This window comes from Amycolatopsis sp. NBC_00348 (assembly GCF_036114655.1).
In the GTDB taxonomy this organism is placed as follows: Bacteria; Actinomycetota; Actinomycetes; order Mycobacteriales; family Pseudonocardiaceae; genus Amycolatopsis.
This window is the reverse complement of sequence record NZ_CP107994.1, coordinates 6,557,110-6,580,798: the sequence shown is the minus strand read 5'-3', so window position 1 is coordinate 6,580,798 and position 23,689 is coordinate 6,557,110. Positions and strand designations below refer to the sequence as shown.

General features: G+C 71.5%; 22 protein-coding genes. 11 read left to right on the top strand and 11 right to left on the bottom strand.

The annotated features are described in order from the left end of the window. Positions 1-56: 56 nt before the first annotated feature. Positions 57-1,514 (top strand): flavin-containing monooxygenase, encoded by a 1,458-nt coding sequence (locus tag OHS58_RS28455; RefSeq protein WP_328644604.1) that lies wholly within the window; start codon positions 57-59, stop codon positions 1,512-1,514. 64 nt (positions 1,515-1,578) lie between these two features. Here the strand turns inward: OHS58_RS28455 and OHS58_RS28450 are convergent, their stop codons facing one another. From OHS58_RS28450 to OHS58_RS28440, 3 genes are all read right to left on the bottom strand, one after another. Beyond that, positions 1,579-2,049, bottom strand: a complete 471-nt coding sequence (locus tag OHS58_RS28450) for a helix-turn-helix transcriptional regulator (protein WP_326944062.1) — start codon at positions 2,047-2,049, stop codon at positions 1,579-1,581. Positions 2,050-2,251: 202 nt separating this feature from the next. Further along, complete coding sequence (locus OHS58_RS28445; RefSeq protein WP_442788285.1) at positions 2,252-3,901, bottom strand: LCP family protein; 1,650 nt, start codon at positions 3,899-3,901, stop codon at positions 2,252-2,254. Positions 3,902-4,240: 339 nt separating this feature from the next. Further along, the gene (locus tag OHS58_RS28440) at positions 4,241-6,394 is read right to left on the bottom strand and encodes a phospholipase (protein WP_328644603.1); all 2,154 of its coding nucleotides are present in this window, start codon (positions 6,392-6,394) and stop codon (positions 4,241-4,243) included. 153 nt (positions 6,395-6,547) lie between these two features. Between OHS58_RS28440 and OHS58_RS28435 the strand changes: the two genes are divergently transcribed. Beyond that, positions 6,548-7,405 (top strand): hypothetical protein, encoded by an 858-nt coding sequence (locus tag OHS58_RS28435; protein WP_328644602.1) that lies wholly within the window; start codon positions 6,548-6,550, stop codon positions 7,403-7,405. A gap of 242 nt (positions 7,406-7,647) precedes the next feature. Further along, positions 7,648-7,785, top strand: a complete 138-nt coding sequence (locus OHS58_RS28430) for a hypothetical protein (RefSeq protein WP_326958317.1) — start codon at positions 7,648-7,650, stop codon at positions 7,783-7,785. Here OHS58_RS28430 and OHS58_RS28425 read toward each other — a convergent pair. Both OHS58_RS28425 and OHS58_RS28420 read right to left on the bottom strand, forming a co-directional pair. Continuing rightward, the gene (locus OHS58_RS28425; RefSeq protein WP_442875475.1) at positions 7,771-9,171 is read right to left on the bottom strand and encodes a GGDEF domain-containing protein; all 1,401 of its coding nucleotides are present in this window, start codon (positions 9,169-9,171) and stop codon (positions 7,771-7,773) included. The genes OHS58_RS28430 and OHS58_RS28425 overlap by 15 nt on opposite strands. A gap of 364 nt (positions 9,172-9,535) precedes the next feature. Further along, positions 9,536-10,744, bottom strand: coding sequence for an MFS transporter (locus OHS58_RS28420; protein ID WP_326944058.1), 1,209 nt, complete (start codon positions 10,742-10,744; stop codon positions 9,536-9,538). Positions 10,745-11,128: 384 nt separating this feature from the next. Between OHS58_RS28420 and OHS58_RS28415 the strand changes: the two genes are divergently transcribed. After that, positions 11,129-12,025 carry an SDR family NAD(P)-dependent oxidoreductase gene (locus OHS58_RS28415; protein WP_247056950.1) on the top strand — a complete coding sequence of 299 codons (897 nt, stop codon included), beginning with the start codon at positions 11,129-11,131 and terminating at the stop codon, positions 12,023-12,025. A gap of 69 nt (positions 12,026-12,094) precedes the next feature. Here the strand turns inward: OHS58_RS28415 and OHS58_RS28410 are convergent, their stop codons facing one another. Further along, positions 12,095-13,951, bottom strand: a complete 1,857-nt coding sequence (locus OHS58_RS28410) for an AMP-dependent synthetase/ligase (protein WP_442875474.1) — start codon at positions 13,949-13,951, stop codon at positions 12,095-12,097. A gap of 201 nt (positions 13,952-14,152) precedes the next feature. Here OHS58_RS28410 and OHS58_RS28405 point away from each other — a divergent pair, with 201 nt between their 5' ends. Further along, on the top strand, positions 14,153-14,809 hold the full coding sequence (locus tag OHS58_RS28405; protein WP_326944056.1) for a transcriptional regulator: 657 nt from the start codon (positions 14,153-14,155) through the stop codon (positions 14,807-14,809). Between the two features lie 24 nt (positions 14,810-14,833). On the opposite strand, the gene OHS58_RS28400 is transcribed toward OHS58_RS28405, so the two are convergent. Further along, positions 14,834-15,406: a TetR/AcrR family transcriptional regulator gene (locus OHS58_RS28400; protein ID WP_328644599.1), complete on the bottom strand. Its 573-nt coding sequence runs from the start codon at positions 15,404-15,406 to the stop codon at positions 14,834-14,836. Between the two features lie 630 nt (positions 15,407-16,036). Here OHS58_RS28400 and OHS58_RS28395 point away from each other — a divergent pair. The 5 genes from OHS58_RS28395 to OHS58_RS28375 are packed head-to-tail and all read left to right on the top strand — an operon-like array spanning position 16,037 to position 20,493. Continuing rightward, positions 16,037-18,622 carry a sensor histidine kinase gene (locus OHS58_RS28395; protein ID WP_328644598.1) on the top strand — a complete coding sequence of 862 codons (2,586 nt, stop codon included), beginning with the start codon at positions 16,037-16,039 and terminating at the stop codon, positions 18,620-18,622. Next, positions 18,622-19,041: a roadblock/LC7 domain-containing protein gene (locus tag OHS58_RS28390; RefSeq protein WP_247056939.1), complete on the top strand. Its 420-nt coding sequence runs from the start codon at positions 18,622-18,624 to the stop codon at positions 19,039-19,041. Before OHS58_RS28395 ends, OHS58_RS28390 begins: the two co-directional genes overlap by 1 nt. Continuing rightward, on the top strand, positions 19,038-19,409 hold the full coding sequence (locus tag OHS58_RS28385; protein WP_247056937.1) for a DUF742 domain-containing protein: 372 nt from the start codon (positions 19,038-19,040) through the stop codon (positions 19,407-19,409). The genes OHS58_RS28390 and OHS58_RS28385 overlap by 4 nt, the downstream gene beginning before the upstream one ends. Then, positions 19,390-19,992 carry a GTP-binding protein gene (locus OHS58_RS28380; protein ID WP_247056935.1) on the top strand — a complete coding sequence of 201 codons (603 nt, stop codon included), beginning with the start codon at positions 19,390-19,392 and terminating at the stop codon, positions 19,990-19,992. The genes OHS58_RS28385 and OHS58_RS28380 overlap by 20 nt, the downstream gene beginning before the upstream one ends. 30 nt (positions 19,993-20,022) lie before the next feature. Next, positions 20,023-20,493, top strand: a complete 471-nt coding sequence (locus tag OHS58_RS28375; RefSeq protein ID WP_328644597.1) for an NUDIX domain-containing protein — start codon at positions 20,023-20,025, stop codon at positions 20,491-20,493. Here OHS58_RS28375 and OHS58_RS28370 read toward each other — a convergent pair. Together OHS58_RS28370 and OHS58_RS28365 are read right to left on the bottom strand one after the other, a co-directional pair. Next, a complete protein-coding gene (locus tag OHS58_RS28370; RefSeq protein ID WP_328644596.1) occupies positions 20,483-21,130 on the bottom strand; it encodes an HAD family hydrolase in 648 nt (215 codons plus the stop codon). The two genes, OHS58_RS28375 and OHS58_RS28370, sit on opposite strands and share 11 nt — an antisense overlap. Positions 21,131-21,158: 28 nt before the next feature. Then, a complete protein-coding gene (locus tag OHS58_RS28365) occupies positions 21,159-21,680 on the bottom strand; it encodes an O-acetyl-ADP-ribose deacetylase (RefSeq protein ID WP_442875473.1) in 522 nt (173 codons plus the stop codon). A 57-nt stretch (positions 21,681-21,737) separates the two neighbouring features. Between OHS58_RS28365 and OHS58_RS28360 the strand changes: the two genes are divergently transcribed. Then, a complete protein-coding gene (locus OHS58_RS28360) occupies positions 21,738-22,169 on the top strand; it encodes a hypothetical protein (protein WP_328644595.1) in 432 nt (143 codons plus the stop codon). Here the strand turns inward: OHS58_RS28360 and OHS58_RS28355 are convergent. Then, entirely contained in the window at positions 22,166-22,963 is a 798-nt protein-coding gene (locus tag OHS58_RS28355) for an alpha/beta fold hydrolase (RefSeq protein WP_328644594.1), read from the bottom strand. The genes OHS58_RS28360 and OHS58_RS28355 overlap by 4 nt on opposite strands. A 28-nt stretch (positions 22,964-22,991) precedes the next feature. After that, positions 22,992-23,636, bottom strand: coding sequence for a DUF998 domain-containing protein (locus tag OHS58_RS28350; RefSeq protein WP_328644593.1), 645 nt, complete (start codon positions 23,634-23,636; stop codon positions 22,992-22,994). Between the last annotated feature and the right edge of the window lie 53 nt (positions 23,637-23,689).

Below are 23,689 nucleotides of genomic sequence, written 5' to 3'. Positions count from 1 at the left end.
AGTAACCTACTCTGAGTAAGCTGGACGACGGGTAACAGGAAACCGGGAGGCTGGTCATGGGCAACCGCACGGAGACCGGGGTCGTCATCGTCGGAACCGGGTTCTCCGGTCTCGGCATGGCGATCCAGCTGCGCAAGGAGGGGCGCGACGACTTCGTCATCCTCGAGAAGGCGCACGACGTCGGCGGCACGTGGCGCGACAACAGCTACCCGGGGTGCGCCTGCGACATCCCGTCGCACATGTACTCGTTCTCCTTCGAGCAGAACCCGGGCTGGTCGCGGGCGTATTCGCCGCAGCCGGAGATCTGGCGCTACATGCGCGAGGTGGCCGACAAGCACGACCTGCGCCGGTTCATCCGCTTCGGCCAGGAGATGACCGGGGCCCGCTGGGACGGCGAGGAGAACCGCTGGCACGTCGCCACGAGGGGCGGCGACGAGTTCGCGGGTCAGGCGCTGGTCGCGGGCGTCGGGGCGCTGCACCTGCCGCAGATCCCGGAGCTGCCGGGCATCGAGAACTTCGCGGGCCCGGCGTTCCACTCCGCGCGGTGGCGCCACGACGTCGACCTCGCCGGCAAGCGGGTCGCGGTGATCGGCACCGGTGCCAGCGCCGTCCAGTTCGTGCCGCGGATCGCGCCGGAGGTCGGGGAGCTGACGCTGTTCCAGCGCACGCCGCCGTGGATCATGCCGAAGGCCGACCACGAGATGTCCGGCCGCGCGCGGACGCTGTTCAAGGCGTTCCCGCTCGCCCAGCGCGCTTACCGCAACTTCCTCTACTGGACGCTCGAAGCGCGCGCGATCGGCTTCAACGGCCAGACGTGGATGATGAAGATCGGCCAGCGCCTGGCCAAGCGCAACATCGACCGGGCCATCCAGGACCCGGCGCTGCGCCGCAAGGTCACGCCGGACTACACCATGGGCTGCAAGCGCGTGCTCATCTCGAACGACTACTACCCGGCGCTCGCGCGGGACAACGTCGACGTCGTGACCGACGGCGTCCGGGAGGTCCGCGAGCACAGCGTCGTCGACGCGGCCGGGGTCGAGCACGAGGTCGACGCGATCGTCTACGGCACCGGCTTCCACGTCTCCGACGCCTTCGACGACCTGGAGATCGTCGGCCGCGACGGGCGCAACCTCGGCAAGGAGTGGGCGACCGAGGGGATGCGGACGCACCTCGGGATCACCGTCGCCGGCTTCCCGAACCTGTTCTTCCTGCTCGGCCCGAACACCGGCCTCGGCCACAACTCGGTGGTGTTCATGATCGAGGCGCAGATCTCCTACGTCGCCGAGGCGCTGCGGCTCGCGGGCGGCCGGGCGATCGAGCCGAAGGCCGAGGTGCAGGAACGGTTCAACACGCGGATCCAGCGCAAGCTCGCGAAGGGCATCTGGACCCGCGGCGGCTGCAAGAGCTGGTACCTGGACGCGAAAGGCGTCAACCGGACGATCTGGCCCGGGTTCACCTGGCGCTACTGGCTCGACACGCGAAAGGTGCGGCGCGAGGACTACCGCGTCGGCTGACGGCCGCGGTCGTGAGTGCGTAACAGTGTTAGAACACTGTTACGCACTCACGACCGGGCGGGGATCAGCGGGAGACGTAGCGGCGGAGGCTGGCGATCAGGTCCACAGTGGGCAGTTCGCAGAGCTCCGCCATCCGCTCCAGGGCGGGCAGGTCGAGGGCGATCTCGCCGGGGCCGTGGTCGCCGGCCGTGCGGAGGCGGTCTTCGGCCCAGCGGCGCAGGGGGAGCAGTTCGGGCGGCGCGTCGGCGACGACCTTGCGCAGGTCGACGCGGACCCGGCCGGGCTCGTCGACGAACACCCGCCGGTGCACCTTGGCCAGCAGGTCCTGGGGCAGCTCGTCCATCGCGACGCACAGCTCGACCAGCCGCACCACGGAACACTGTCTGGTGCCCAGTTCGTAGGTGGCCAGCGTCTGCAGCGAGATCTCGCTCTGCAGGTGCTGGTTCAGCTCCTTGCGCGTCCAGCCTCGGCTGCGCCTGAGCTTGCGGAGCTCGTCTCCGAGTATCCGCTGGTAGTCCTCGGCGTCGATCAGCACATCAATGTCCCCTGCCGTGTTCCTCCCGCGGCACCTTCACGGAGGTGGCAGTTTCCGTGCAGGTGCACCCTCACGTGTATGTAAGTGCGCAGGTGCCCGCGCATTACGCGGATTCCGGCATGTCTTTGATACCGATTGTGAGAGTTAGGCCTAACGGGTTAACGGCAGATGACCACGACGGGCAATTTGCAGGTGCCGTGACTCAGTTGACGCAGGGAACGCCCTCGGCGGTGATGGGCTTCTCCTCGTCGGCCGGCGGCGGCGCGGGCGCCTGGGACGTCGCGCCCCCCGCGCTGGAACCGGCGTTCGAGTCGGTGCTCGGGGCCTTGTAGTCGGAGCCGAGGAACACCGTCACGTGCCCGGCCTGGACGCTCTTGTCCTCCTGGACCGTCGGCGAGCCGCCGAGGGTGTCCGCGACGGCCTGGCCGGTGTCCTTGCCACCCTTCGGCACCCAGATCACCGTGGTCTTGCGCGCGGCCGAGTTCGCCGTGTCGCCCGCGGTGAAGCCCTTGGCCTCGAGGGCCTTGGCGACGGTCGCGGCCAGGCCGGTCTTGCCGGAGGCGTTGCGGACGTCGACCTTGGTCGCCTTGTTCGCGCTGTCGACCTGCGGCGCGGGCGTCGTCGCCCCCGGCTGCGGCCCGGCGAGGCCCTGGACGAAGTTCTTCACCTCGGCCGGGTCGACCTGGATGGCCGAGCCGTCTTCGGGGGTCTTGTAGTCGATGTTCTTCACCGGGATGGTGCGGAACTCGAGCTGGCCGCCGGTCAGGCCCTTCATCTGCTGGGCGAACCCGAAGATGTCCCAGTTCTGGTTGAGCACGACCGACTTCTTGATCGCGTCGATCAGGTCGCTGAGCTTGCCCGGGTTCGTCAGCGTGCCGGCCGAGAGCACCTTGCGGGCCATGCCGGCCATGAACACCTGCTGCCGGACGACCCGGTCGAGGTCGCCGTTGGGCAGGCCGTGGCGCTGGCGGACGAACTCGAGCGCCTCGACGCCGGAGATCGTGTGCTGGCCCTTGGTGAAGTTCGCGCCGGAGTACTCGTCCTTGACGGTGTTGTTCAGGCAGACGTCGACGCCGCCGATGGCCGTGGTGATCTCGCTGAAGCCGAGCAGGTTGACCGCGGCGTAGTTGTCGATGGTCGACCCGGTGAGCTTCTCGACGGTCTGGATCAGCTCCTTCGCCCCGGCCTGGTTGGCCTGGACGTCGAGCTGCTTGGGGTCGGTGAGGCCCTGCTTCTGCAGGTCCTTGCGGGCCGACAGCATCGCGCGGGCGTACGCGGAGTTGATCTTGTGCTTGCCGTAGCCGCCGGGGATGTCGACGTAGGTGTCGCGCGGCAGCGAGATCGCCACGGCCTTGCTGCCGTCGTTCGGGATGTGCACGAAGATCAGCGAGTCGGTGTTCAGCTCGCCGTCGGAGTCGCCGGCCCGCAGCTGGTCGAGCACCTCGCGCGAGAGCGGGTTGCCCTGGGCGTCGGTGCGGCTGTCCAGGCCGACGAGCAGGATGTCGCGCGCGCCGTCGGCGGGCTTGTCGCCACCGGCGTCGTTGCTGATCACGTTCGCGTAGTTGAGGCCGTTGACCAGGCCCTGCATGGCGGCCCACGCGTACCCGGTCAGGCCCATCACCAGCAGCGAGACGACGGTCAGCGCGATCTTCGCGCCCCGGAAGGAGTTGCGGCGGGCCCGCGGCGCCGGCCGCTTCGGCGGTGGCGCGCGGCGGGCGTCCACCGGTTCACGGCGAGGTGCGGGACGGCGAGGAGGCGGCGTGCCACGGCGAGCGTCGGCTCGTCCTGGCTCGTCCTGCCAGGGCCGGGCGGGGCGGCGGTCGCCTTGCCCGTTCCGAGGCGGGTGATCCACGCGGGCGCCTCCTCACTGCTCAGATCTGTAGGGCTACAGGATGGGACGCATGGTGCCTTCCCCTGGTTGCCGTAGCGTTACACATCCCCCTGTGGATGTGGCGTGCACCACCCATTTTCCCGCAGGCCTGCCGGTTTCGCCTGGTCAGGACGCTGCCTTCGCCGGACGCCGGAGTGGCCGCCGCGAGGAGCTGGGCGAACCGGTCTGCGCGGGGTGCCCCGGAAGGGTGCCGGTGTCCCACGGACGAGTGAACGCGAGGCCGAGCTTTCGCCGGGAAAGATGCGTCGCGGGGGCCCTCGGACGCATCTTTCCTGGAGAAAGCTCGGCCTTCGGACGGGGTCAGGGAGCCGCGTTGGCGGCTCGGCGCGCCGGGAGCAGCGTTCCCGCCGCGGCCAGCAGGGCGAACACCGCCGTGGCCGCGTGGAGCGTCACGCCCAGCAGGCCCGGGTTGCCGCCGTCGGCCGCGAAGAGCAGGGAGGGCGCGCAGGCCAGCGCCGTGGCCAGCCAGGTGCCCGTCGCGGCGCTCGCGCCGATCCGGATCGTGTGCAGCAGGAACACCCCGAGCAGCAGGTGCACCAGGCTCTGGATCGGGTCGAGCCGCAGGCCGAGGATGTCCGCGTCCGCCGCGACACCGCCGAAGCGCGTCAGGGCGAAGCCGAACACCCCGAGCGTCGCGTAGCCGATGCCCAGCGCCGCCGCGGCCCTGGTCAGCACGGCCGTCCGGCGGCCGGGGAGCTCCGCCGCGCGCGGGTGGCCGGCGCCGTGCGTGTGCCGCTCGAACCACCAGAACACCAGCGCCCCCGGCACCGCGAGCAACCCGACCGCGACCAGCGTGCGCGGCCGGACCAGCCACGTCAGCCCGTCGGCGATCCGGCCCGGCAGGTAGACGAGCGCCACCAGCAGCAGCATCCCGGCGAGGAACGCCAGGTAGAGGCTCATCGGCGCGCGCACGACGAGCCGGCTCACCGCGGTGACGCGGGCCCGGGAACCGAGCCGTGACAGCGGGCCGGCCAGCAGCCCGAGCAGGCTCAGCTGGGTCACCCCGAGCAGCAGCACGCCCCACGGCGGCGCCGAGAACGCGGCCGGCGCGCCCGGGCTGCCGAGCAGCAGCGGCGGCCCGCCCCGGACGACGCTCACCACGGCGAGGGCCGCGACACCGGCGAAGGCCGCGAAGCCGAGAAGACGTCGTGACGGCCGTACGCCGTCGGCGTGCGCGAAGGCGAGTTGCTGGGCGAGGAGCGCGAGGGCGAACGTCGCCGCGTAGCGGGGTTGCGGCGAGCCGGTCCAGTTCGCGGCCAGTTCGCCGCCGACGACCAGCGCGAGCAGGCCGGCGGCCGCCATCACCGGGGCGCGGCGGTGCAGCGCCAGCAGCGGCGGCGCGCAGACGATCGTCAGCAGGTAGACGCCGAGCAGCCAGAGCGGGTGCAGCGCGATCCGCATCACCGTCGCCGTGGTGCCCGCCGGGATGCCGAGCAGTTCCAGCGCGAGCGGCGTCAGCAGCGCGACGACGGCGAAGATCAGCGCCGGGCGCAGCAGCGGGCTGGCGCGTTCGGCCAGGTAGTGGCGGTAGCCGCCGCCCGTCTCCTGCTCGGCGCGCCAGCCGGCCGCGTTGGCGTGGCCGCCGGCGAAGAAGATCAACGGCGCGAGCTGGGCGAGCCAGGTCAGCGGCCACAACGCCGGTTCGGGCGCCCCGGCCCAGTCCGCGAGCGCCGTCACGGACTCGCCGAGCAGCAGCAGGACGACCCCGCCGGCGCCGAGCAATGCCCAGCGGCTCACCGACGCGGGTGCGGTCGCGGGGCGCGGAGTGGGCGTCACGCGGCGGGCGTAGTGCCAGCCGCGCAGCCGGAACACCAGCAGGCAGGCGATCACGAGCACGCCGGCGACCATCGGGCCGATCGGGTCGCCGACCGGCGGGCCCCAGCGCTGGTGCCACGAGTTGACGACCAGCCCGGCCGAGTAGAACGACGCGACGACCCGGCAGGTGCCCGCCGAGTCCATCGGGTTGAGGTCGCAGGCGTGGTGCATGTCGTAGGACAGCCGGCTGTCGAGCGCTTCGCGGACCTCCGGGCCGAGCGGGTGGCCCTTGCGGTCGGCGTAGCGCAGCAGGTCGTACCCGAGGTCGTGCGCCTTGCACGGCACCGCGTAGTCCCACTTGGTGTTGTCGTCGCCCCACGGCGTCGAGCAGCCGCCGTCGACGTGCACCGCGCGGACCGTGCCGTCGCGGGCCGGCATCGAACCCGGCGTGACGCCGCTGAGCGCGGTGAAGTCCTTGGGCAGCAACGCGAGTGCGTCCGGGTGCGGGCCGGGGTGGACCAGGGCCTCGATCGCGTTCTGCGCGGCGAGGACGTCGCCGGTGGGCGGTCCCTGGTCGGGTGGCGACGGCGGGCGTGAGGCGATCAGCCCGAACGCGAACACCACCAGCAGCACCAGCAGCAGCCAGCCGGACGTCGACCAGGGTCGGCGGACACGCGGCGGCTCGGTCGGGGCTGGCATGGGACAAGGGTGCCAGCCCCGCCGCCGGGCCGACACGGGGCTAACCCCCGGGTGCGCGGTGGGGTTGCCCCATCGGCTGCCCGTTCTCGCCTTCCGCGGCCGGGCCGCGGTGCGCAGACTCGGGGCGGGGCGCGGTGACCAGGAGGACGTCCAGTGTGCTCGACCGATCGGCGGGTGCCGGTGGAGAACACCGTGCGCGCGCTGCGCCGGCTCGCCCCCGGCGCGTCCCTGCGGGAACCGCGGGACCCCGACGTCCGGGTGCTCGCCCGGGCGTTGCGGAGCGTGGAGCCGGCGTCGCTCGCCCGCGGCTGTCCCGGGGAGGTCGCGCGCGTGGTGCTGGCCGACCAGGTGCGGGCGCTCGGCCGGGCGGCGACCGGCTTCTTCGGCGCCGGGCCGCCGGAAGCGGCCCGGCTGGTGCGGGCTTCCCGCTGCGGCGCCGGCCCGGTGACCGACCGGCTGCGGGCCGAGCCCGGGCTGCGGTGTGCCGCGCTGGCCTGGGCCGAGGTCATGGGCCACGGCGTTCTCGGTGCTTCGTTACGCGGCGTGCCGCCGGTTCCGGCGGAGGAGGAGGGCCGTCGTGCGGCCGAGCTGACGGTCGCCGCGCTGCTGCCCCGCGCCGACCGGCTTCCCGGCGAGCCGGCGGCGCCGAAGGGCGGGGCGATCCTCGAGGCCCGCGGGATCCGCGTGGGCTCGAGCGGGTTCCGCGTCGACGTCGAAGCGGACCCGCCGGTGGAGCTGGCGTCCGGGCCGACGTTGCGGGCGCTGTGGTGGAACGGTCTCGGCCGGGTGACCGACGACCTCGGGTTCGAGTACCTGATCCTGGCGAAGGACCCAGCTGGCACGGGCCCGGTCCGCCACTGGTGCCACCCGCGCCCGGCCCCGGGCGCCCGGGTGCTGCGCCTGGAGTCAGCGGGCTACCGCGGCGAGCGGTTGCGGCTCACGCCGGCGGCGCCGGGGACGACGGCGGAGGTACTGGTGAAGGCCCGGCTCACGGTCCGGCTGGGCGGTTGAGGGGCGAGAACGGGTCGGCGCGGGCCGGTCGGCTTGACGCGGAGGTGTGCGGTTGCGCCGGTCGCTCCGCGATTCGGGGTTCCGCGGGTGGCTCGCCGTCGCGAGTTGCGCGAATTGGTGCGGTTGCGCGGGCTGGGCCAGTCGCCCTGAGGGTCGCGGCCGCGTGGGTTGTTCCGGTGGTCGGCTGAGGAGGGGACATTCGCGCGGCGACCCCTCTCCCGGAATCCGGTGAACGCGCCCGGGTGCTGCGCCTGGAGTCCGCGGGCTACCGCGGCGAGCGGCTGCGGCTCACCCCGGCGGCGCCGGGGTCGACGGCGGAGGTGCTGGTGAAGGCCCAGCTCACGGTCCGGCTGGGCGCCCGGCCGTCAGGACGCGGGTAGCTCGTCCGGGGTGTCCGGGGCGAAGCTCACCTGGTCGCGGCCGCTTTCCTTGGCCCGGTAGACCGCCGCGTCGGCCGCCTGCAGGAGCCGGTCGAGCGTGTCGCCGTGCCGCGGGTACCGGGCCACGCCGATCGACGTCGTGCGGTCGGCGATCGTGGCCGGGTCGCCGCGCTTGTCGGTGGTCACGATGTGCAGCTTGGCGATCGCGATGCGGATGCGCTCGGCGGCGTCGTGCGTGGCCTCTTCGTCGATGTCCGGTAGCAGAATGAGGAATTCCTCGCCGCCGAAACGGCCTACCGAGTCACTCGGTCTGGTCACCTCGTCGAGGGTTTGCGCAACAGTGCGCAGCACGTCGTCACCCGCCGGGTGTCCATAGGTGTCGTTAATCCACTTGAAGTGGTCGAGATCGACCATCAGCAGCGCCAGCTGATCACTCGAACGCGCGGTCCGTTCCAGTGCGCGCTCCGCCGTCTCCGACCAGCCGCGCATGTTGAGAATGCCGGTTTTCGGATCCGTCCGGACGTCGTTCTGCAGCTGGTCGAGTTCGGCCAGGCGATTGAACACGACCGTCACCACGGCCATCACCGCGACCATCGGCGGCACCACCGCCAGCAGGATCGCGGTCACCGCGCCGAGGCCGATGGTGATCGCTTCGAGCATGTTGTCGGCCGGGCTGCCGAGGACGTTGCGAACCGTGGGCTCCGACGACATGCCGAGCGCGAGCGCCCCGCCGACGTAGACGATCTGGATCGCCTCGTAGATCGCGCCGGTGATGGCGATCGTGGCGAACTCGTACAGGAAGTCGCCCCAGCCGAGGCCCAGCAGGTGCGGTCCGAGCGCGACGTAGGTGAGGTGCGCGAGCACCCCCGCGAGGCCGTGCGTGAGCGACGAGAAAATGAAGTTGTGCGCCGGCCGCCGGGCGATGAACCAGTGCTGCAGCCGGATGACGAAGATGACCAGCAGAATCAACAGCGGGGGAAGGATCATCGCCGCCGAAAAGGTCCACACCGCGGTGAGGCCGATGAGGACCGTCTTTTTGCGGTTCCGGCGTCTTTCTTCCTGCCGCTGGGTCAGCTGGATGTGAATGGTGGCGCCGGCGGCGAGAATCGCGAAATTGATCCAGTCGCGCGGCACCAATGCCGGGGAACGGGTGAGCGAAAAAGCGAGGACGGCGACGGCGATCGCCTCGCTGGCGAGGATGAAGGCGACCACCCGCGGACGGCGGCGCCAGAGCGCCCAGTTGCGCGGCGAGTACGGGTGGTCGCGCCGGAGTGTCCCGGATGGACCACTGGTAGTGGTCGCCACCTGGTCCGGTTCCGCGCGCGACGACGCGGGCCGCGGTGCGCGGCGGCCTGCGGTCGGGGCGTCGTCTGGTCCGGGATGCAATTGGTCACCTCCTTTCCAGCCTACTTGGGGTCTTGAGTAATCTCATCGGTACCTGCCAGAGTGGTTCACGCATTCCGCCGCCGGGTATCATCCGACAGCAACGGAACTGCCGGGTCCCCGTCGTATCCGCCGGGAACGCGGCCCAAAAGCATCTTCAGGCTCCCCACACGGAGGTGGCACCGTTGAGCAACCGCGATCTCTGATCCGTCGGCTAATTGTCGTCCCTTGATTACTCCGAGAGGTGGCTCCCGTGCGCAACCGCGACCTGTGACGAGTGCGAATCCCATTCACGATCTTGACTTCACGGAGAGGTGGCTTCCGATGGCGAACCGTGACCTCTGAAACCAGACCTTTTCCCCCCGGCTCATGACGGCGGTGGTTCCGGCCCGTCGACCCGGCGCCAGGCGAGCGCGACCGGGACGGCCAGCAGCAGGCCCACCGCACCGGCGAGCGCGATCGTCGTGTTCGCGGAGCCGACCCACTGCGCGACCAGCCCGCCGATCCCGACGCCCAGCCCCTGGGCGACCCGCAGCCCGGTCCGGTACAGCCCGCCGGCGCTGCCGCGGATGTCGTTGGGGACCCACGTGATGAACGTGGCCGACACCGTGATGACGTAGGCACCCGTCGCCCCCGCCAGCGCCAGCAGGACCAGCGCGGTCGCCAGCCCCGGCCGCAGCGCGAAGGCCGCCAGCGCGGCCAGCGGCAGCGCGGCCAGCACCCCCAGCAGCTTGCGGCGGCGTTCCGTCGAGACGAACCGCGACAGCACGAACGTGCCGACCACGAAGCCCAGCGGGTCGGCGGCCAGCAGCCAGCCGACGGCTTGTTCACCCGTGCCCAGTTGCGCGGCGAGCGGCGCGGCGAGGCCCTCCGGGATGACCGCCAGCCCGACCAGCCAGGACAGGTAGAGCAGCACCCGCAGCCGTTCGTCGCCGAAAACCTGCCGGATGGCGCCGAACCACGGGGCGCCGCCGTCGCCGGCGGCCGGGCGGCGCAGCACCAGCAGCTGAACCGCGGCCGCGGCGACCAGGAACGTCAGCGCGTCGATCGCCAGCGCCCACGACGTGCCGATCGTCGTCACCAGCAGGCCGCCGACGGCGAGGCCGCCCAGCATGGCCGTGTTGTTGGTGATCCCGCGCAGGTCCTGGCTCTGCAGGTAGACGTCGTCGTCGGTGAAGATCTCCCGGCCGAGCGCGTTCTGCGCGGCGTTGCCCGGCGCGTTCGCCAGCCGGGCCAGTACGAACAGCACGAACAGCCAGCCCATCGGCAGGCCGGGCACGGCCATCAGGCCGATCAGCACGGCCTGCGCGAGCGACCCGGCGGCCAGCACCGCCCGCCGCGGGAAGCGGTCGGCGAGCTGCGACAGGCCAAGGCCGCCGGCGAGCGCGGGCAGGAACGTCAGTGAGTAGACGACGGCCGAGAGCAGCGGCGACCCGGTCCGGTCGAACACGAGGATGGCCAGCGCGACGATGGTGAGCTGGTCGCCCAGCATCGACTGCGTCTCGGCGAACCACAGCGCGCGGAACTCGCGATTGGCGAGGACGGCCCGGAACCGGGGTGTCGCGCGCGTCGTCACCTTCTGACCACCGTCCCCCGATCGAGTGAATATGGATCGCCCCGCATTGTGCCTCGTCAGTGACGATCCGGTCCGGGGGCGTCACACCCGCGCTCCCGGGACCACTAACAGTATGCCGTCGGCTACTCGCCGACGTAGGCGCAACGACGCGGTACCGCCTCCTCGAACCGATCGGGTTACATCGCCTGACCGGCGGCGGACGGTGGCCGTGACCGGTGCGCGGGTATCTCCGGGCTGATCGAACCGGACTCGCTCGGCGCAGGGCAGCGGCCGCTCGTCGTCGTGGCGATGCTCCGTTGGGCCGAACGGGCGAAGACTGGAGCCAGGACCGGCCGGGGTGGACGGGCCGCCGCGCCGACGGCGCCGCAGATCGGGGAGATGACGATGGACGACTTGATGCAGGGCAAGGCGGTCGTGGTGACCGGCGCCGGGCGGGGGCTGGGCGAGGCGTTCGCGGTGCACATCGCGCGGGCCGGCGGCGCGGTGGTCGTCAACGACATCGACGTCGAGCTCGCCGAGCGGACCGCCCGGACCATCCGGGACCACGGCGGCCGGGCCGTGGCCAGCGGGCACAGCGTGGCCGACGCCGGCGAGGCGCAGGAGATCATCGACTGCTGCGTCAAGGAGTTCGGCGGCATCGACGGGCTCGTCAACAACGCCGGGCTGAACTACGAGGCGCTGCCCTGGGAGGACGACGCCGAGCAGGCCCGCGAGCTGGTCCAGGTCAACGTGCTGGGCGTCGTCAACACCGGCCTCGCCGCGATCAAGGCGATGGTCGACGCGGGCACCGGCGGCTCGATCGTCAACATCTCCTCCGGCGCCTCGCTCGGCCAGCGCAAGCTCGGCGTCTACGCCGCGAGCAAGGGCGCGGTCGCGTCCCTGACCTACTCGTGGGCGCTGGACCTCGAAGACGTCGGCATCCGCGTCAACGCCGTCTGCCCGCTCGCGCACACGCGCATGGTGTGGAAGTCCGAACGCTCCCTGCGCGCCTGCCCGCCGGACCGCACGCCGTCGCGGATCGCGCCGGTGGTGCTGTTCCTGCTCGGCGAGGGCTCGGACGGCATCACCGGCCAGATGATCCGCTGCAACGGCCCGCAGCTGCACGTCATGGGCCAGCCGTTCCTCAAGCAGCCGATCCTGGAGCGCCCGGTGTGGGACACCGAGACGGTGCAGAAGGCCTTCGACGAGGTCTTCAGCGCGCACCTGGAGAACTACGGCCTGGAGAAGCGCGTCCCGCCGCGGCTGCGCAAGTGGACCGACACCTCGCCCCGCACCGCCTGACCCCGCGCCGTCGTGAGTGGTTAGGGCGGTTCTAACCGCCCTAACCACTCACGACGGGCTGCGGCAGACCTAGGAGCCGGCGGCGGGTTCCGGGTTGCGGGCGGCGGCGTAGAGCGCCTCGATGTCGGCCGAGTAGCGGTCGTTGATGATGCGGCGCTTGAGCTTCAACGTCGGGGTCAGCTCGCCCGACTCGGGCGTCCACGTCTTCGGCAGCACGTGGTATCGCTTGATCTGCTCGATCCGCGCCAGCCGGCTGTTGGCCGACTCGACGGCGCGCTCCAGCTCCGCGCGCACCGCCGGGTGGTCGGCCAGCTCGTCCGGCTTCGCGTCGACGCCGTTGGCCGCGGCCCAGCCGGGCGCGATCTCGTCGTCGATGACGAGCAGCGCCGTGACGTAGGGCCGGTCGTCGCCGATCGCGACGGCCTGGCCGATCAGCGGGTGCTCCTTGAGCAGGCCCTCGATCCGCGTCGGGGCGATGTTCTTGCCGCTCGACGTGATGATCAGTTCCTTCTTGCGGTCGGTGATCGTCACGAAGCCGTCTTCGTCGATCGTGCCGATGTCGCCGGTGGCGTACCAGCCGTCGGCGTCGGTCGCGTCGGCGATCGTGCCGTCCTCCTGCAGGTAGCCGAGGAAGACGATCGGGCCGCGGACCAGCAGCTCACCGTCGTCGGCGACACGCACGTCGACGTCGGCGAGCGGCTTGCCGACGCTGCCCGCGCGGAACGCGGTGCCCGAGTTCGACGTCGCCGCGCCGGTCGTCTCGGACAGGCCCCAGACCTCCGCGATCTCGATGCCGAGGCCGGCCAGGAAGTAGATGATCTCCACCGGCAGCGCGGCCGCGCCGCTGGAGGCGACGAGCACCTGGTCCAGCCCGAGCAGCGCGCGCACCGGCGCGAGGGCGGCCGCGTCGGTCTGCTTGATCCGCTCGGCCAACTCCGGCGGGACCTCCTTGCCGGCGCTGCGCAGCTTGTAGCCCTGCTGCAGCAGCTCGTTCGCCGCGAGCAACGCCGCCCGCCGGTCTTCCGGCACGCCGCCGAGCATGTTCTTCAGCCCGGCGACCATCTTCTCCCACACGCGCGGGACGCCGAAGAAGCTCTGCGGGTGCACCTTGCCGAGCGCGCCGACCACGCCGGACGGGTCGGCGAGCGTGTGCACGTGCCCGGCCCAGACGATCGGCAGGTAGACCGACAGCTCCCGCTCGGCGATGTGCGCGAGCGGCAGGTACGCGATGTTCGTCGCGTGCATCGGCGGGTGGTGCAGCTCCGTCACCGCGTACGCCTGGTGGATCGCGTTGCGGTGGGACAGCACGACGCCCTTGGGGTCACCGGTGGTGCCCGAGGTGTAGATCATCGACAGCGGGTCGTCGGGCCGGATGCCCTGCCAGGACTGCTCGAAGATCTCGGGGTCGGCGGCCAGCGCGTCCCGGCCGCGCGCCCGGAGGTCGGCCAGGGAGACGAACCGGTCGTCGCCTTCGGGGATCGCCGTCTCGTCCATCACGACGATGTGGCGCAGCGCGGGGAGGTCGTCGAGCACCGTCCGCCAGCGGGCCAGCTCGGTCTCACCGCCGAGCACGACGACCGGCGCCGCGCTGTGCAGCGCGACGAACCGGATCTGGTCCGGGCTGAGCGTGGCGTAGGCCGTGCACGGGATCGCGGACAGGTGCGTCGCGGCGAGGTCGGCGATGATGTGGTCCGGGCAGCCGGGCGCCATGATCAGCAGCCGGTCGCGCGGGGCGAGCCCGAGCCCGGCCAGGCCGCGGGACACCTCGGCGATCGCGGTGCGGAACTCCAGCCAGCTGAGCGTCGGCTGCCCCTCGATGTCGAGCGAAGTGATCGCCGGCAGGTCGGGGTAGGTGACCGCGTTGCGGTGCAGCAGGCGCGGGATCGTCTGACCTTCGGTCTGCTCGGCGACGGACGGGGTGGTCAACACTGGCCTCCTGGTGGTCCGGATGGCCACACTTTAGGGGCTCCGCAGGCTGGTGGATAGAGAATCGCGGCCAGGTCAAATGTCTCCTTCATCCGGTTTCGGCCGGTCAGCTCCTCACGACCGGACCCAGCGCACGCGGGCGCCGGGCCGCGAACTTCGCTTGAATGGACGGGCCACGTCCGGCGCACGACAGGGGATCCGATGACCCGGCAGGCTCGTGAACTGCTCGACCAGATCCAGGCCGGGCTCGCCGCGCGCGACGACGACAACCGGCTGGTCCCGTTGATCACCGCCGGCCGCGCGCCGCGGCGGGTGTTCGCCGCGCTCGCCGCGGAGGAGAAACGGATCACGCTCAGTGACTGGCGGAGCTTCCACGCGCTGGCCGCACGGGCCGACGAGCCGAACGCGCGCACGTTCTTCGGCGGGCTCGCGCCGGGGGAGCAGCAAGCGCATCTGATGCTCGACGCGCTGATCGCCGCGGCTGGTCCAGACCACGGCGAAGAGCAGCCGCGCGCCGGCTGCCAGGCGTACCCGGCCTACGTCGCGTGGCTGGCGCTGAACGGCGAGCAGGCGGCGGCCACGGCCGGAATCTTCGCCAACTTCGCCGCCTTCGGCCGGTACTGCGCCGACGTCGCGGCCGGCATGCGCGAGCACTACGGGTTCGACGACGCCGCCTGCGCGTTCTTCGACTTCTTCGCCGCGGACGTCCCGGAGATCGAGCAGCAGGCGCTCGCCGCGATCCAGGCCGGGATCGACGCGCACCGGCTCGACGTCCACGAGGCGCTGCTCTGCGCCCGGCTGTTCCAGAGTTACGAACTGCAGTTCTGGAACACCCTCGCCGACGAGTTCCCGGGCTGAGGAAACCCTTGCGGTGAAAGGACTTCAGCCGCCGACGACGGCCTCGGCGGCGCGGATGAGGCTCGCGCGCACCGCGGGCGCGTCTTCGAGGTAACCGCCGACCATCGCGCCGTCGCGCAGCAGCGTCAGCTCCCGGGCGGCCTCCCCGGGTTCCGGGTGACCGGTGGCGCCGAGGATCCCGGCGATCGACTCGCGGAACCAGGTGCGGTGCTCGTGCACGACCCGGCGGATCGGGTGGTCGGGGTCGGGGTACTCGGCGGCGGCATTGATGAACGGGCAGCCGCGGAACCCCGGGCCGCAGATCTCGTCGCCGATGCCGAGCACCAGCAGCTTGACCAGTTCGGCCGGCGCCACGTCCGCCCCCGCCGCTTCCGCGACGCGCGCGCGGATCGCCGCGTCCTCCGCCGCCAGGTAGGCCTCGACCAGGTCTTCCTTGCCGGGGAAGTGCCGGTAGAAGGTGGCGCGGCTGACGTCGGCCGCCTCGATCACCTCGTCGACGGCGACGGCGTGGATCCCGCGGGTGTAGAAGACGCGCGACGCCGTCTCCAGCAGGCGGTCCCGGGCCGCGGACCGGCGTCCGGTGGTCGTGGTGCTCATGCCCCGAGTGTAGAGAACGCTCTGTCTCATCGCCGTCCGGTAATCGAATTCTTCGACGACGCGCTATTCCATTCGGAGCAGTGCCGCGGTATCGACTTCCGGAACCGGTTCCGGGCCTGTCGCGGGCCGGTCGAACTCACGATACGCGGAATGGCGCGAATTCCGGCCCGCGCTCCGGTGAATCCGTGGCGCCGCTCGCGAATCTTGCGCATTTCCGCTTTCCGGCGGCCCGTGGGCCCGAACGAAGTGACGATGTGGCCTGGTCGTGGCACACTCGTGATGTTTCTCACCGAACGATTCGGCGCTGCTGTACGTAGCGCACCCTGGTGCGGCGACTGGTTCGACCGCGCCCGATCACAGCGTGCGCCCGTGGCGTGAAACGGAAGCCGCCCTGGGACGAACGTCACGACTTTCGGTGGTGGACTTTCCAAGCACGGGCAACGAGTGTGAGCAGGTCACCGTTTCCAAGATCACGGTTATCGCCGCGGACTTGACGTGCCCTGAAGGGCTGCCTAACGTCGTCGCGGGCGAAGCAGACCACGGTGATGTTGATCCGGCTGGTCGGAATCCGGGTGTTGACCGCCTCGGGCGACCCGAAACCATGTACTGCCGGAAGGAAAACGGACCCAGGTGAAGCAGATTTCTCTTCGACGCAACCGGGGATCCTCGATTCGGAAGCGCGTCCTCACGATCGCGCTCATCCCCAGTGTCGCGCTGTTGCTCGTCGGCGTGGCTCTCGCAGGTTACCTGATCTACGACGCCGTCACTGGCCGTGACTACGTGAACCGGATCCGCGGCTCGGAAGCGCCGTCGATCCCGTTCTTCGGCGCGCTGCAGCAGGAGCGCCTGGCGACCCTGAGCCTGCTCGCGGGCCAGGGCAACCAGCGCGCGGTGCTCGCGGCCGTCCGCCCGAAGACGGACCAGAACGCCGCGAAGACGATCGAGTACCTCAAGGACAGCTTCGCCGGCTACGACGACACCCCGCCGAGCGTGCAGAAGAACATCACCACGTTCTTCGGGCTCTACCAGCAGCTGCCGCAGACGCGCCAGGCGGTCGACAGCGGGCAGATCCAGATCAGCCAGGCCTTCAGCTTCTACAACAAGATCATCGACCAGTTCACCGACGGCCTGGCCGGGCTGGCGCAGAACGCGCGTGGCGCGCAGAACGCGTTCGACCGGCTGACCGCCATCCCGATGTTCACCGCGGCGGAGGCGATGCAGCGCAGTGACGCGCTCGCGGCCGCCGGGCTGGCCGCGGGCGGGCTGACGAACGACGACTTCCGCACCTACGTCGGCCAGGTCGGTGCCTACCACGCGCAGCTCGACGCGTCGGCGCCGAAGATGATCCCCGACGTCAAGGCCAAGTACGACCAGCTGCTGGCCAGTCAGCCGTGGCAGATCGTGAACCAGGTCGAGACCGCGTTCCTGCGCGGTGACCTCACCAAGCTGCCGGTGGCGCAGGACCAGTGGCGCGCCGCCGCGAAACAGGTCGGCGACGCCCTGTCGGGCATCTTCGTCGCGCAGAGCGCCAGCGCGAGCCAGGCCGCGATCGACGACGCCGACTCGACGTTCACCGAGTCGCTGATCGCCGGTGTGATCGCCGTGCTGTTCGCGGTCTTCGTCGTCTTCGTCGCCGTCCGGCTGTCGAACCGGCTCATCGGCCGGCTGCACCGGCTGCGCGAGGACACCCTCGACGCGGCCGAGGTCCGGCTGCCCGAGCTGGTCGCCAGGGTCCAGGCGGGTGAGCCCGTCGACCTCGAGGAGGGCGGGCACTTCCTCGACCACGGCACCGACGAGATCGGCCAGGTCGCCGACGCGTTCAACAAGGCGCAGCAGACCGCCATCGCGGCCGCCATCGACGAGGCGAAGATCCGCGAGGGCACCAAGGCGGTGTTCCTCAACATCGCCCACCGCAGCCAGGTCATCGTGCACCGCCAGCTCAAGGTGCTCGACCAGGCCGAGCGCAAGCAGGAGGACCCGGAGCAGCTGGACACGCTCTTCCAGCTCGACCACCTCTCCACCCGCGCCCGCCGCAACGCCGAGAACCTGATCATCCTCGGCGGCGGGCAGCCGGGCCGGCAGTGGCGCAACCCGGTCGGGCTGGCCGAGCTGGTCCGCGGCGCGTCCGCCGAGACCGAGGACTTCGCCAGGGTGAAGACGGCGGCGCTGCCGCAGATCGCCATCCGCGGCCCGGTCGTCGGCGACCTCGTGCACCTGCTGGCCGAGCTGATCGACAACGCGACGTCGTTCTCGCCGCCGCAGTCGCGGGTCGAGGTCCGCGGCAACGTGGTCGGCAAGGGCGTCGTCATCGAGGTCGAGGACCAGGGCCTCGGGCTCGAGCCGGACCAGACCGAAGAGATCAACACGCTGCTGGCCGCCCCGCCGGACTTCGGCATCATGGCGCTGTCCGACGAGCCCCGCCTCGGCCTGTTCGTGGTCGCGCGGCTGGCCGCGCGGCACGGCATCCAGGTGCATCTGCGCGAGTCGGCCTACGGCGGCACCCGGGCCATCGTCCTGGTCCGCACCGACCTGCTCGCCCCGCTCGCCGAGCTCGAGCCGGAGCAGCCGATCACCCCGCCGAAGCCGGAACTGGTGCCGAACCCGGGCGAGACCGAGCCGCCGAACGACGAGGTCCGGCAGCTGCGGCGGCAGCCGCGCCGGCCGGCCCGCCACCGCACCGACCCGCCGCCGATGCCCACGCAGCCGGCCCCGGTGATCGCGCCGGCCCCGGCGCAGCCGCCGTCCGAACCGACGCCGGTGCCGGTCGGGACCGTCTCCGAGCCGGTCAGCCAGCCCACCCAGATCCAGCCGGTGAGCCAGCCGTCCAGCCAGCCGACCCAGGCCCAGCCGGCGGCGTCGGCCCGGCCGCCCGCGCCGCCCGTCCGCTCGCGCCCGGCCCGCCCGGCCGCGCAGCAGCCGGTGTGGCCGCCGCAGGAGCCCCGGCAGGAACCCCGGCCCGCGGTGTCGGAATCCCGGCCCCAGCAGCCACGGCGTCCGGAGGCCCCCGGCCGCCCGCCGCTGCCACAACGGCGACGTCAGCAGAGCCTCGTTCCCCAGTTGAGGGAAGATAGGCCCGCACAGCAGGAGCGGGAAGAGGTCCGGCTCGACTCACCGGAAGCAGCCCGCAGTCGGCTGTCCGCGTTCCAGCAGGGCACCCGCCGGGCCCGGGACGCGGAACCAGCCGAGAACGACGACACGTACGGAGAGCGCGAGTAATGGCCAACTCAGGCGTCAGTGAGCTCGACTGGCTGCTGGACGACCTCGTCAAACGGGTCGCCGGAGCGGACCGCGCCGTGGTGCTGTCCTCGGACGGCCTGCTCATCGGGCGGTCCGGGAACCTCACCGAAGAGGACGCCGAACACCTGTCGGCGGTGGCTTCGGCGTTCCAGAGCCTCGCGCGCGGTACCGGGCGGCACTTCGGCGGCGGTAACGTCCGTCAGACGATGGTCGAGATGGACCACGCGTTCCTGTTCGTGACGGCGGCCGGGCGCGGTGCCTGTCTCGCCCTGCTCGCCCGGGAGGACGCGGACATGGGCCTCGTGGCCTACGAGATGAACCTGATGGTGAAGCGGGTCGGCCAGGTGCTCACCTCGGCCCCGCGGACCGGCGCCGGCGTCCTGCCCACGACGACATGAGTGCCAAGCACGAAGCCTGGTTCGACGACGAGGCCGGCCCCCTGGTCCGGTCCTACGCCGTCACGGGTGGGCGCACGCGCTCCGACACCCTGGGGCTCGACCTCATCACCCTGGTCGTCGCCCTGCGCACGGCGCACGAGGCGGGCATGCTCGAACCGGAGTACGCCCGCATCGTCGCGCTGTGCCAGCGGCCGGTCTCGGTGGCCGAGGTGGCCGCGCGGGTCGATCTGCCGTTGCCCGTGGTCAAGGTGATGCTCAGCGACCTCATCGAGCAGAACCTGGTGCTGTTCCGTACCGCGGCGCCGGTGAACGAAACCCCCAACAAACACGTACTCCAGGCGGTTCTTGATGGCATCCGGAAACTCTGAACCCCGGCGCAACCTGACCGCGACCGCGGTCAAGGTGCTGATCGCCGGCGGCTTCGGGGTCGGCAAGACCACGATGGTCGGTTCGGTGAGCGAAGTGCCGCCGCTGCGCACCGAGGAAGTCATCACGACCGCGTCCGAGGGCGTGGACGACCTTTCGGGCGTCGAGCAGAAGACCACCACGACGGTCGCGCTCGACTTCGGCCGCATCACGATCAACCCCGACCTGATCCTGTACCTGTTCGGCACGCCCGGGCAGGACCGGTTCTGGTTCATGTGGGACGAGTTGGCGGAGGGCGCGCTCGGCGCCGTCGTGCTGGCCGACACCCGGCGCCTCGACAGCTGCTTCGCCGCGGTGGACTTCTTCGAGCGCCGCAACCTGCCGTTCGTCGTCGGCGTGAACTGCTTCGACGGTGGCTACCGCTACGGCACCGAAGAGGTCCGGCAGGCGCTCGACATCGGCATGGACGTCCCGCTGCTGCTGTGCGACGCGCGCGAGCGGGAGTCGACGAAGCAGGTGCTGACCAGCCTGATGGAACACGTGATGGCGCGGTCCGACCTGGCGGCCGCCCAGGGCGGCTTCTGAGCCGCGGACGGGTTTCGGCAGACTGGGCCGATGGCGGGCAAACGCAGTGCCGGGCTCCTGCTCCACCGCGGGCGGGGCGACGACGTCGAAGTGCTGCTCGGGCACATGGGCGGGCCGTTCTGGGCGAAGAAGGACGCGGCTTCGTGGTCGCTGCCGAAGGGCGAGCTCGACGAGGACGAGCCACCGGAGGACGCGGCGCGGCGCGAGTTCCGGGAGGAGCTCGGTCTGCCCGCGCCCGAGGGCGACTACGTGCCGCTCGGCGAGATCAAGCAGTCGGGCGGCAAGGTCGTCACGGCGTGGGCGGTCGAGGCCGACCTCGACCCGGCGGCCGTCGTGCCCGGGACGTTCACCATGGAGTGGCCCCCGCGCTCGGGCCAGCAGCAGGAGTTCCCCGAGCTGGACCGCGTCGAGTGGTTCACCCTCGACGTCGCCCGGGAGAAGCTCCTCAAGGGCCAGCTGCCGTTCCTCGACCGGCTGGTCGCGTCGCTGCCTAACGGCTGAGAAGCGCTTCGAGCGGCTTCGCCGTGAAGGACGGCAGGACGACGTCCGCCGCGCCGAAGTCGAGGCTCTCGGTGATCGCGTTGGGCACCGCGACGCAGGTCAGCCCGGCCGCCTTGGCCGAGGTCACGCCGTGCGGGGTGTCCTCGAAGGCGATGGCGTCGCCGGCTTTGGCACCCAGCGCGTCGAGGGCGGCGAGGTAGAGGTCGGGCCGGGGCTTGGCGGCGTGCCGGTCACCGGTGCAGACGGCGTCGAAGTAGCCCGCGATGCCGAGCCGTTCGAGGTGCGGGAGCACCCAGCCCCCGGACGAGCTGGACGCGACGGCCAGCTTCAGGCCGTGGTCCCGCGCGGAGTCGAGGTAGCCGAGGACGCCGTCACGCGGCCCGAGCGTTTCGAGGAGCTTGAGGACCCGGGCCCTGGTGACGGGACGCAACGCCTCGGTGTCGACGCCCGGGACCCGCTCGGCGAGCAGGGCGAACATCGCGTCCGTGGTGTGCTGGGTGCCGATCACGGCGTACCAGGCTTCGAGGGGCAGCTCGACGCCGTGGTCGGCGAAGGTCTCCTGCCAGGAAGCGAGCACGGCGGACTCGGTGTCGGCGAGCGTGCCGTCGAAGTCGAAGACCAGAGCGCGAGTGGGCACGCCTGCACCTTGCCCGGTCGTTGATCGCTCAGGCAAGGGAGTTGTGACACGCGCGAAACGCGTCCATGGCCTCTTCGCCGCGGAGCGCGAAGACGATCTCCTCGACGTCGGTCTCCGCGGCGCGGACGGTGGCGAGCGCGATCTCGGCGGCGGACTCCATCGGCCAGCGGTAGATCCCGGTGGAAATGGCGGGAAACGCGATGGTCTTGGCTTGGAGTTCGTCGGCGACCTTCAGCGAGTTCCGGTGGCAGTCGGCGAGCAGGTCGGACCGGTCTTCGTCGGCGGACCACACGGGCCCGACGGTGTGCACGACCCACTTGGCGGGCAGGTCCCCGGCGGTGGTGGCGACGGCCTGCCCGGTCTTGAGCCCCCGCCCGTAGTGCCCGGCCCGTAGTTCGCGGCACGCGGCGAGGATCGCGGGCCCGCCCATGCGGTGGATGGCCCCGTCGACGCCGCCCCCGCCCAGCAGCGAGGAGTTGGCGGCGTTGACGACGACATCGACGTCGAGGGTGGTGATGTCGGCTTCGACGATCCGGATGGACGGGCTCATGGTGACCATGTTCCCGGGCCCGTCCACCGGTAATCGCGGCGATGGCAGACTTCCGGCGTGCTGCTGACCTGGATCGCCGAGCTGGGCGCCGAGGAGTTCCTGGTGGAGCCCGCGGATCCCATCGCGGAAGCGCGGCACAACACTTGGTCGCTGAGCGCCGGCCCGGTGGCGGTGCCCACCGGGGAGGTCGTTGCCGCGTTCGAAGCGCTCACCGAGGTGCTCGCCGGCCGCCTGACCGGCGTGACCCTCTACGTCTGGCACGACGAGCAGGTCGGGGCGCTCCGGTGCTCGGTCTCCTCGCGTGCCCCGGAGGCGTTGCCCTTCGGCGGCTCATATCGGCTGGCCGGCGACCTGACGCCGATCGTCGACGCGTTCCTCGCCGACCCGCATCCGGGCGCCGTTATCTGGAGTGAGCTGGAGGACGCGCCGGACGGGGTGGACGAGCCAGGGCCGCCGCCATTTCCCGTCTGGGCGCGGGTGCTCTCCTAGCTCCGGAAGAAGTCCGTCAGCACCGGGGCCAAAGCCGCCGCCTTCACGATGTGTGTCTGGCCCGCCAATGTCCGGTGGTCCGCCGACGGCAGGGCCTTTGCCAGCGCTGCCACTCCGTTGCGCATCCACTCCGGGCTCTTGCCGCCGTCGATGGTCACCGTCGGGATCTTCACCTGCGGCCACGCCGGGGACGGCAGCGCGGCGCCCGACTGGTGGTCGCCCACCACCGCCGTGTCGTACGGGAGGGTGTGGGCCACTCGCTTGAGCTTCGACCAGAACGGCATGATCCGCATCATCGCGACCACGCCGCCGCTCAGGCCGACGCCCTCCCTCATGAAGATCTTGACCGCCTTGCCACGCTTGCCCGCCGCCACGGCTTCGTCGAGGCGGGTCGCGTAGTCGGCCGGGACCGGCTTGCGGGTGTCGTCGAGGATGAACGGCGGTTCGTACAGCGCCAGCTTCGTCGCCGGGAGCCCGCGGTCCACCGCTTCCAGCGCCAGCGCGGCGCCCGACGAGATGCCGAACAACAACGCCGTGCCGCCCGCTTCCCCGACCAGCGCCTCGAGGTCCTCGACCTCGCGCTCGACCGCGTACGGCGTCGTGTCGGTGCTCTCGCCGCGGCCTCGGCGGTCGTAGGTGTAGACCGTGAAGTGCGCGGCCAGCTCCTTCGCCAGGTCGTCGTTGGGGGACGACCCGCGGTAGCACATCGCGCCGTCCACCAGGACGAGCGCGGGGCCGGACCCGGCGCGGGTGTAGGCGATCTTGGTGCCGTCGGCGGAAACCGTCGTGCTCATGGGGACTTCTCCTTGTCCGGTAGGGGTTTCAGCGCCGCGCCAGGTGGGCTGACGTCGTCGCGAGCCAGAGCCAGGCGACGGTGACCGCCGCCCAGAAGCCGAGCGTCACGGCCGGGCTCGTCGAACCGGACGCTACGCCCGCGAAGCCGAGGAAGAAAAGCACGCCGGTGATCCGCGCGTACCAGGCCCGCCCCGGCGTGAGGTGCGAGCCGATGACGAAGCACGCCGCGACCAGGCCGGCGAAGCCGAGGCCGCCGCAGACGAAGTGCAGCGTGCCGTGCCAGCTCACCGACGCCGGCGGCCCGGCGGGCGTGCCGAGCGGGAAGCCGTCCTGCGGGTCGGCCCGGAAGACGCCGGCGCAGAGCAGGCCGACGCCGTAGACCGTGAGCAGTCCCGGGCCCCACCGGCCGGGGAGCGCCCGCCGGATCCCGGCGGCGGCTGCGACCGTCAGCAGGCCGCTGACCAGGAAGTTCGTGATCTGGATGAAGCCGAGCGAGCCGTTCGACAGCAGGCTCGCCGGGTGCCGCGTGAGGTCGAAGCCCGCTCGCGTCAGGCCCTGGACCAGCCCGGTCAGAACGAAGACGGGCCCGGCGAGGACGCCGCAGGCGAGCAGGGCGCGGGTCCGGCCGTCCGACGTCGGGGCGGTGCGGGCGGGGCTCAGGGTGGTGGTCATGCCGCACAGCCTGACATCCGAGTACAAAAACTGTCAAGACAAAAAAACTTGTC

Bases quoted from the DNA above. Each gene is read 5' to 3' on its own strand.
- OHS58_RS28380 (WP_247056935.1), top strand. From the start codon at position 19,390: ATGGCATCCGGAAACTCTGAACCCCGGCGCAACCTGACCGCGACCGCG.
- OHS58_RS28400 (WP_328644599.1), bottom strand. From the start codon at position 15,406: ATGAGCACCACGACCACCGGACGCCGGTCCGCGGCCCGGGACCGCCTG.
- OHS58_RS28415 (WP_247056950.1), top strand. From the start codon at position 11,129: ATGGACGACTTGATGCAGGGCAAGGCGGTCGTGGTGACCGGCGCCGGG.
- OHS58_RS28350 (WP_328644593.1), bottom strand. From the start codon at position 23,636: ATGACCACCACCCTGAGCCCCGCCCGCACCGCCCCGACGTCGGACGGC.
- OHS58_RS28385 (WP_247056937.1), top strand. From the start codon at position 19,038: ATGAGTGCCAAGCACGAAGCCTGGTTCGACGACGAGGCCGGCCCCCTG.
- OHS58_RS28440 (WP_328644603.1), bottom strand. From the start codon at position 6,394: ATGCCAGCCCCGACCGAGCCGCCGCGTGTCCGCCGACCCTGGTCGACG.
- OHS58_RS28455 (WP_328644604.1), top strand. From the start codon at position 57: ATGGGCAACCGCACGGAGACCGGGGTCGTCATCGTCGGAACCGGGTTC.
- OHS58_RS28390 (WP_247056939.1), top strand. From the start codon at position 18,622: ATGGCCAACTCAGGCGTCAGTGAGCTCGACTGGCTGCTGGACGACCTC.
- OHS58_RS28375 (WP_328644597.1), top strand. From the start codon at position 20,023: ATGGCGGGCAAACGCAGTGCCGGGCTCCTGCTCCACCGCGGGCGGGGC.
- OHS58_RS28355 (WP_328644594.1), bottom strand. From the start codon at position 22,963: ATGAGCACGACGGTTTCCGCCGACGGCACCAAGATCGCCTACACCCGC.
- OHS58_RS28365 (WP_442875473.1), bottom strand. From the start codon at position 21,680: ATGAGCCCGTCCATCCGGATCGTCGAAGCCGACATCACCACCCTCGAC.
- OHS58_RS28405 (WP_326944056.1), top strand. From the start codon at position 14,153: ATGACCCGGCAGGCTCGTGAACTGCTCGACCAGATCCAGGCCGGGCTC.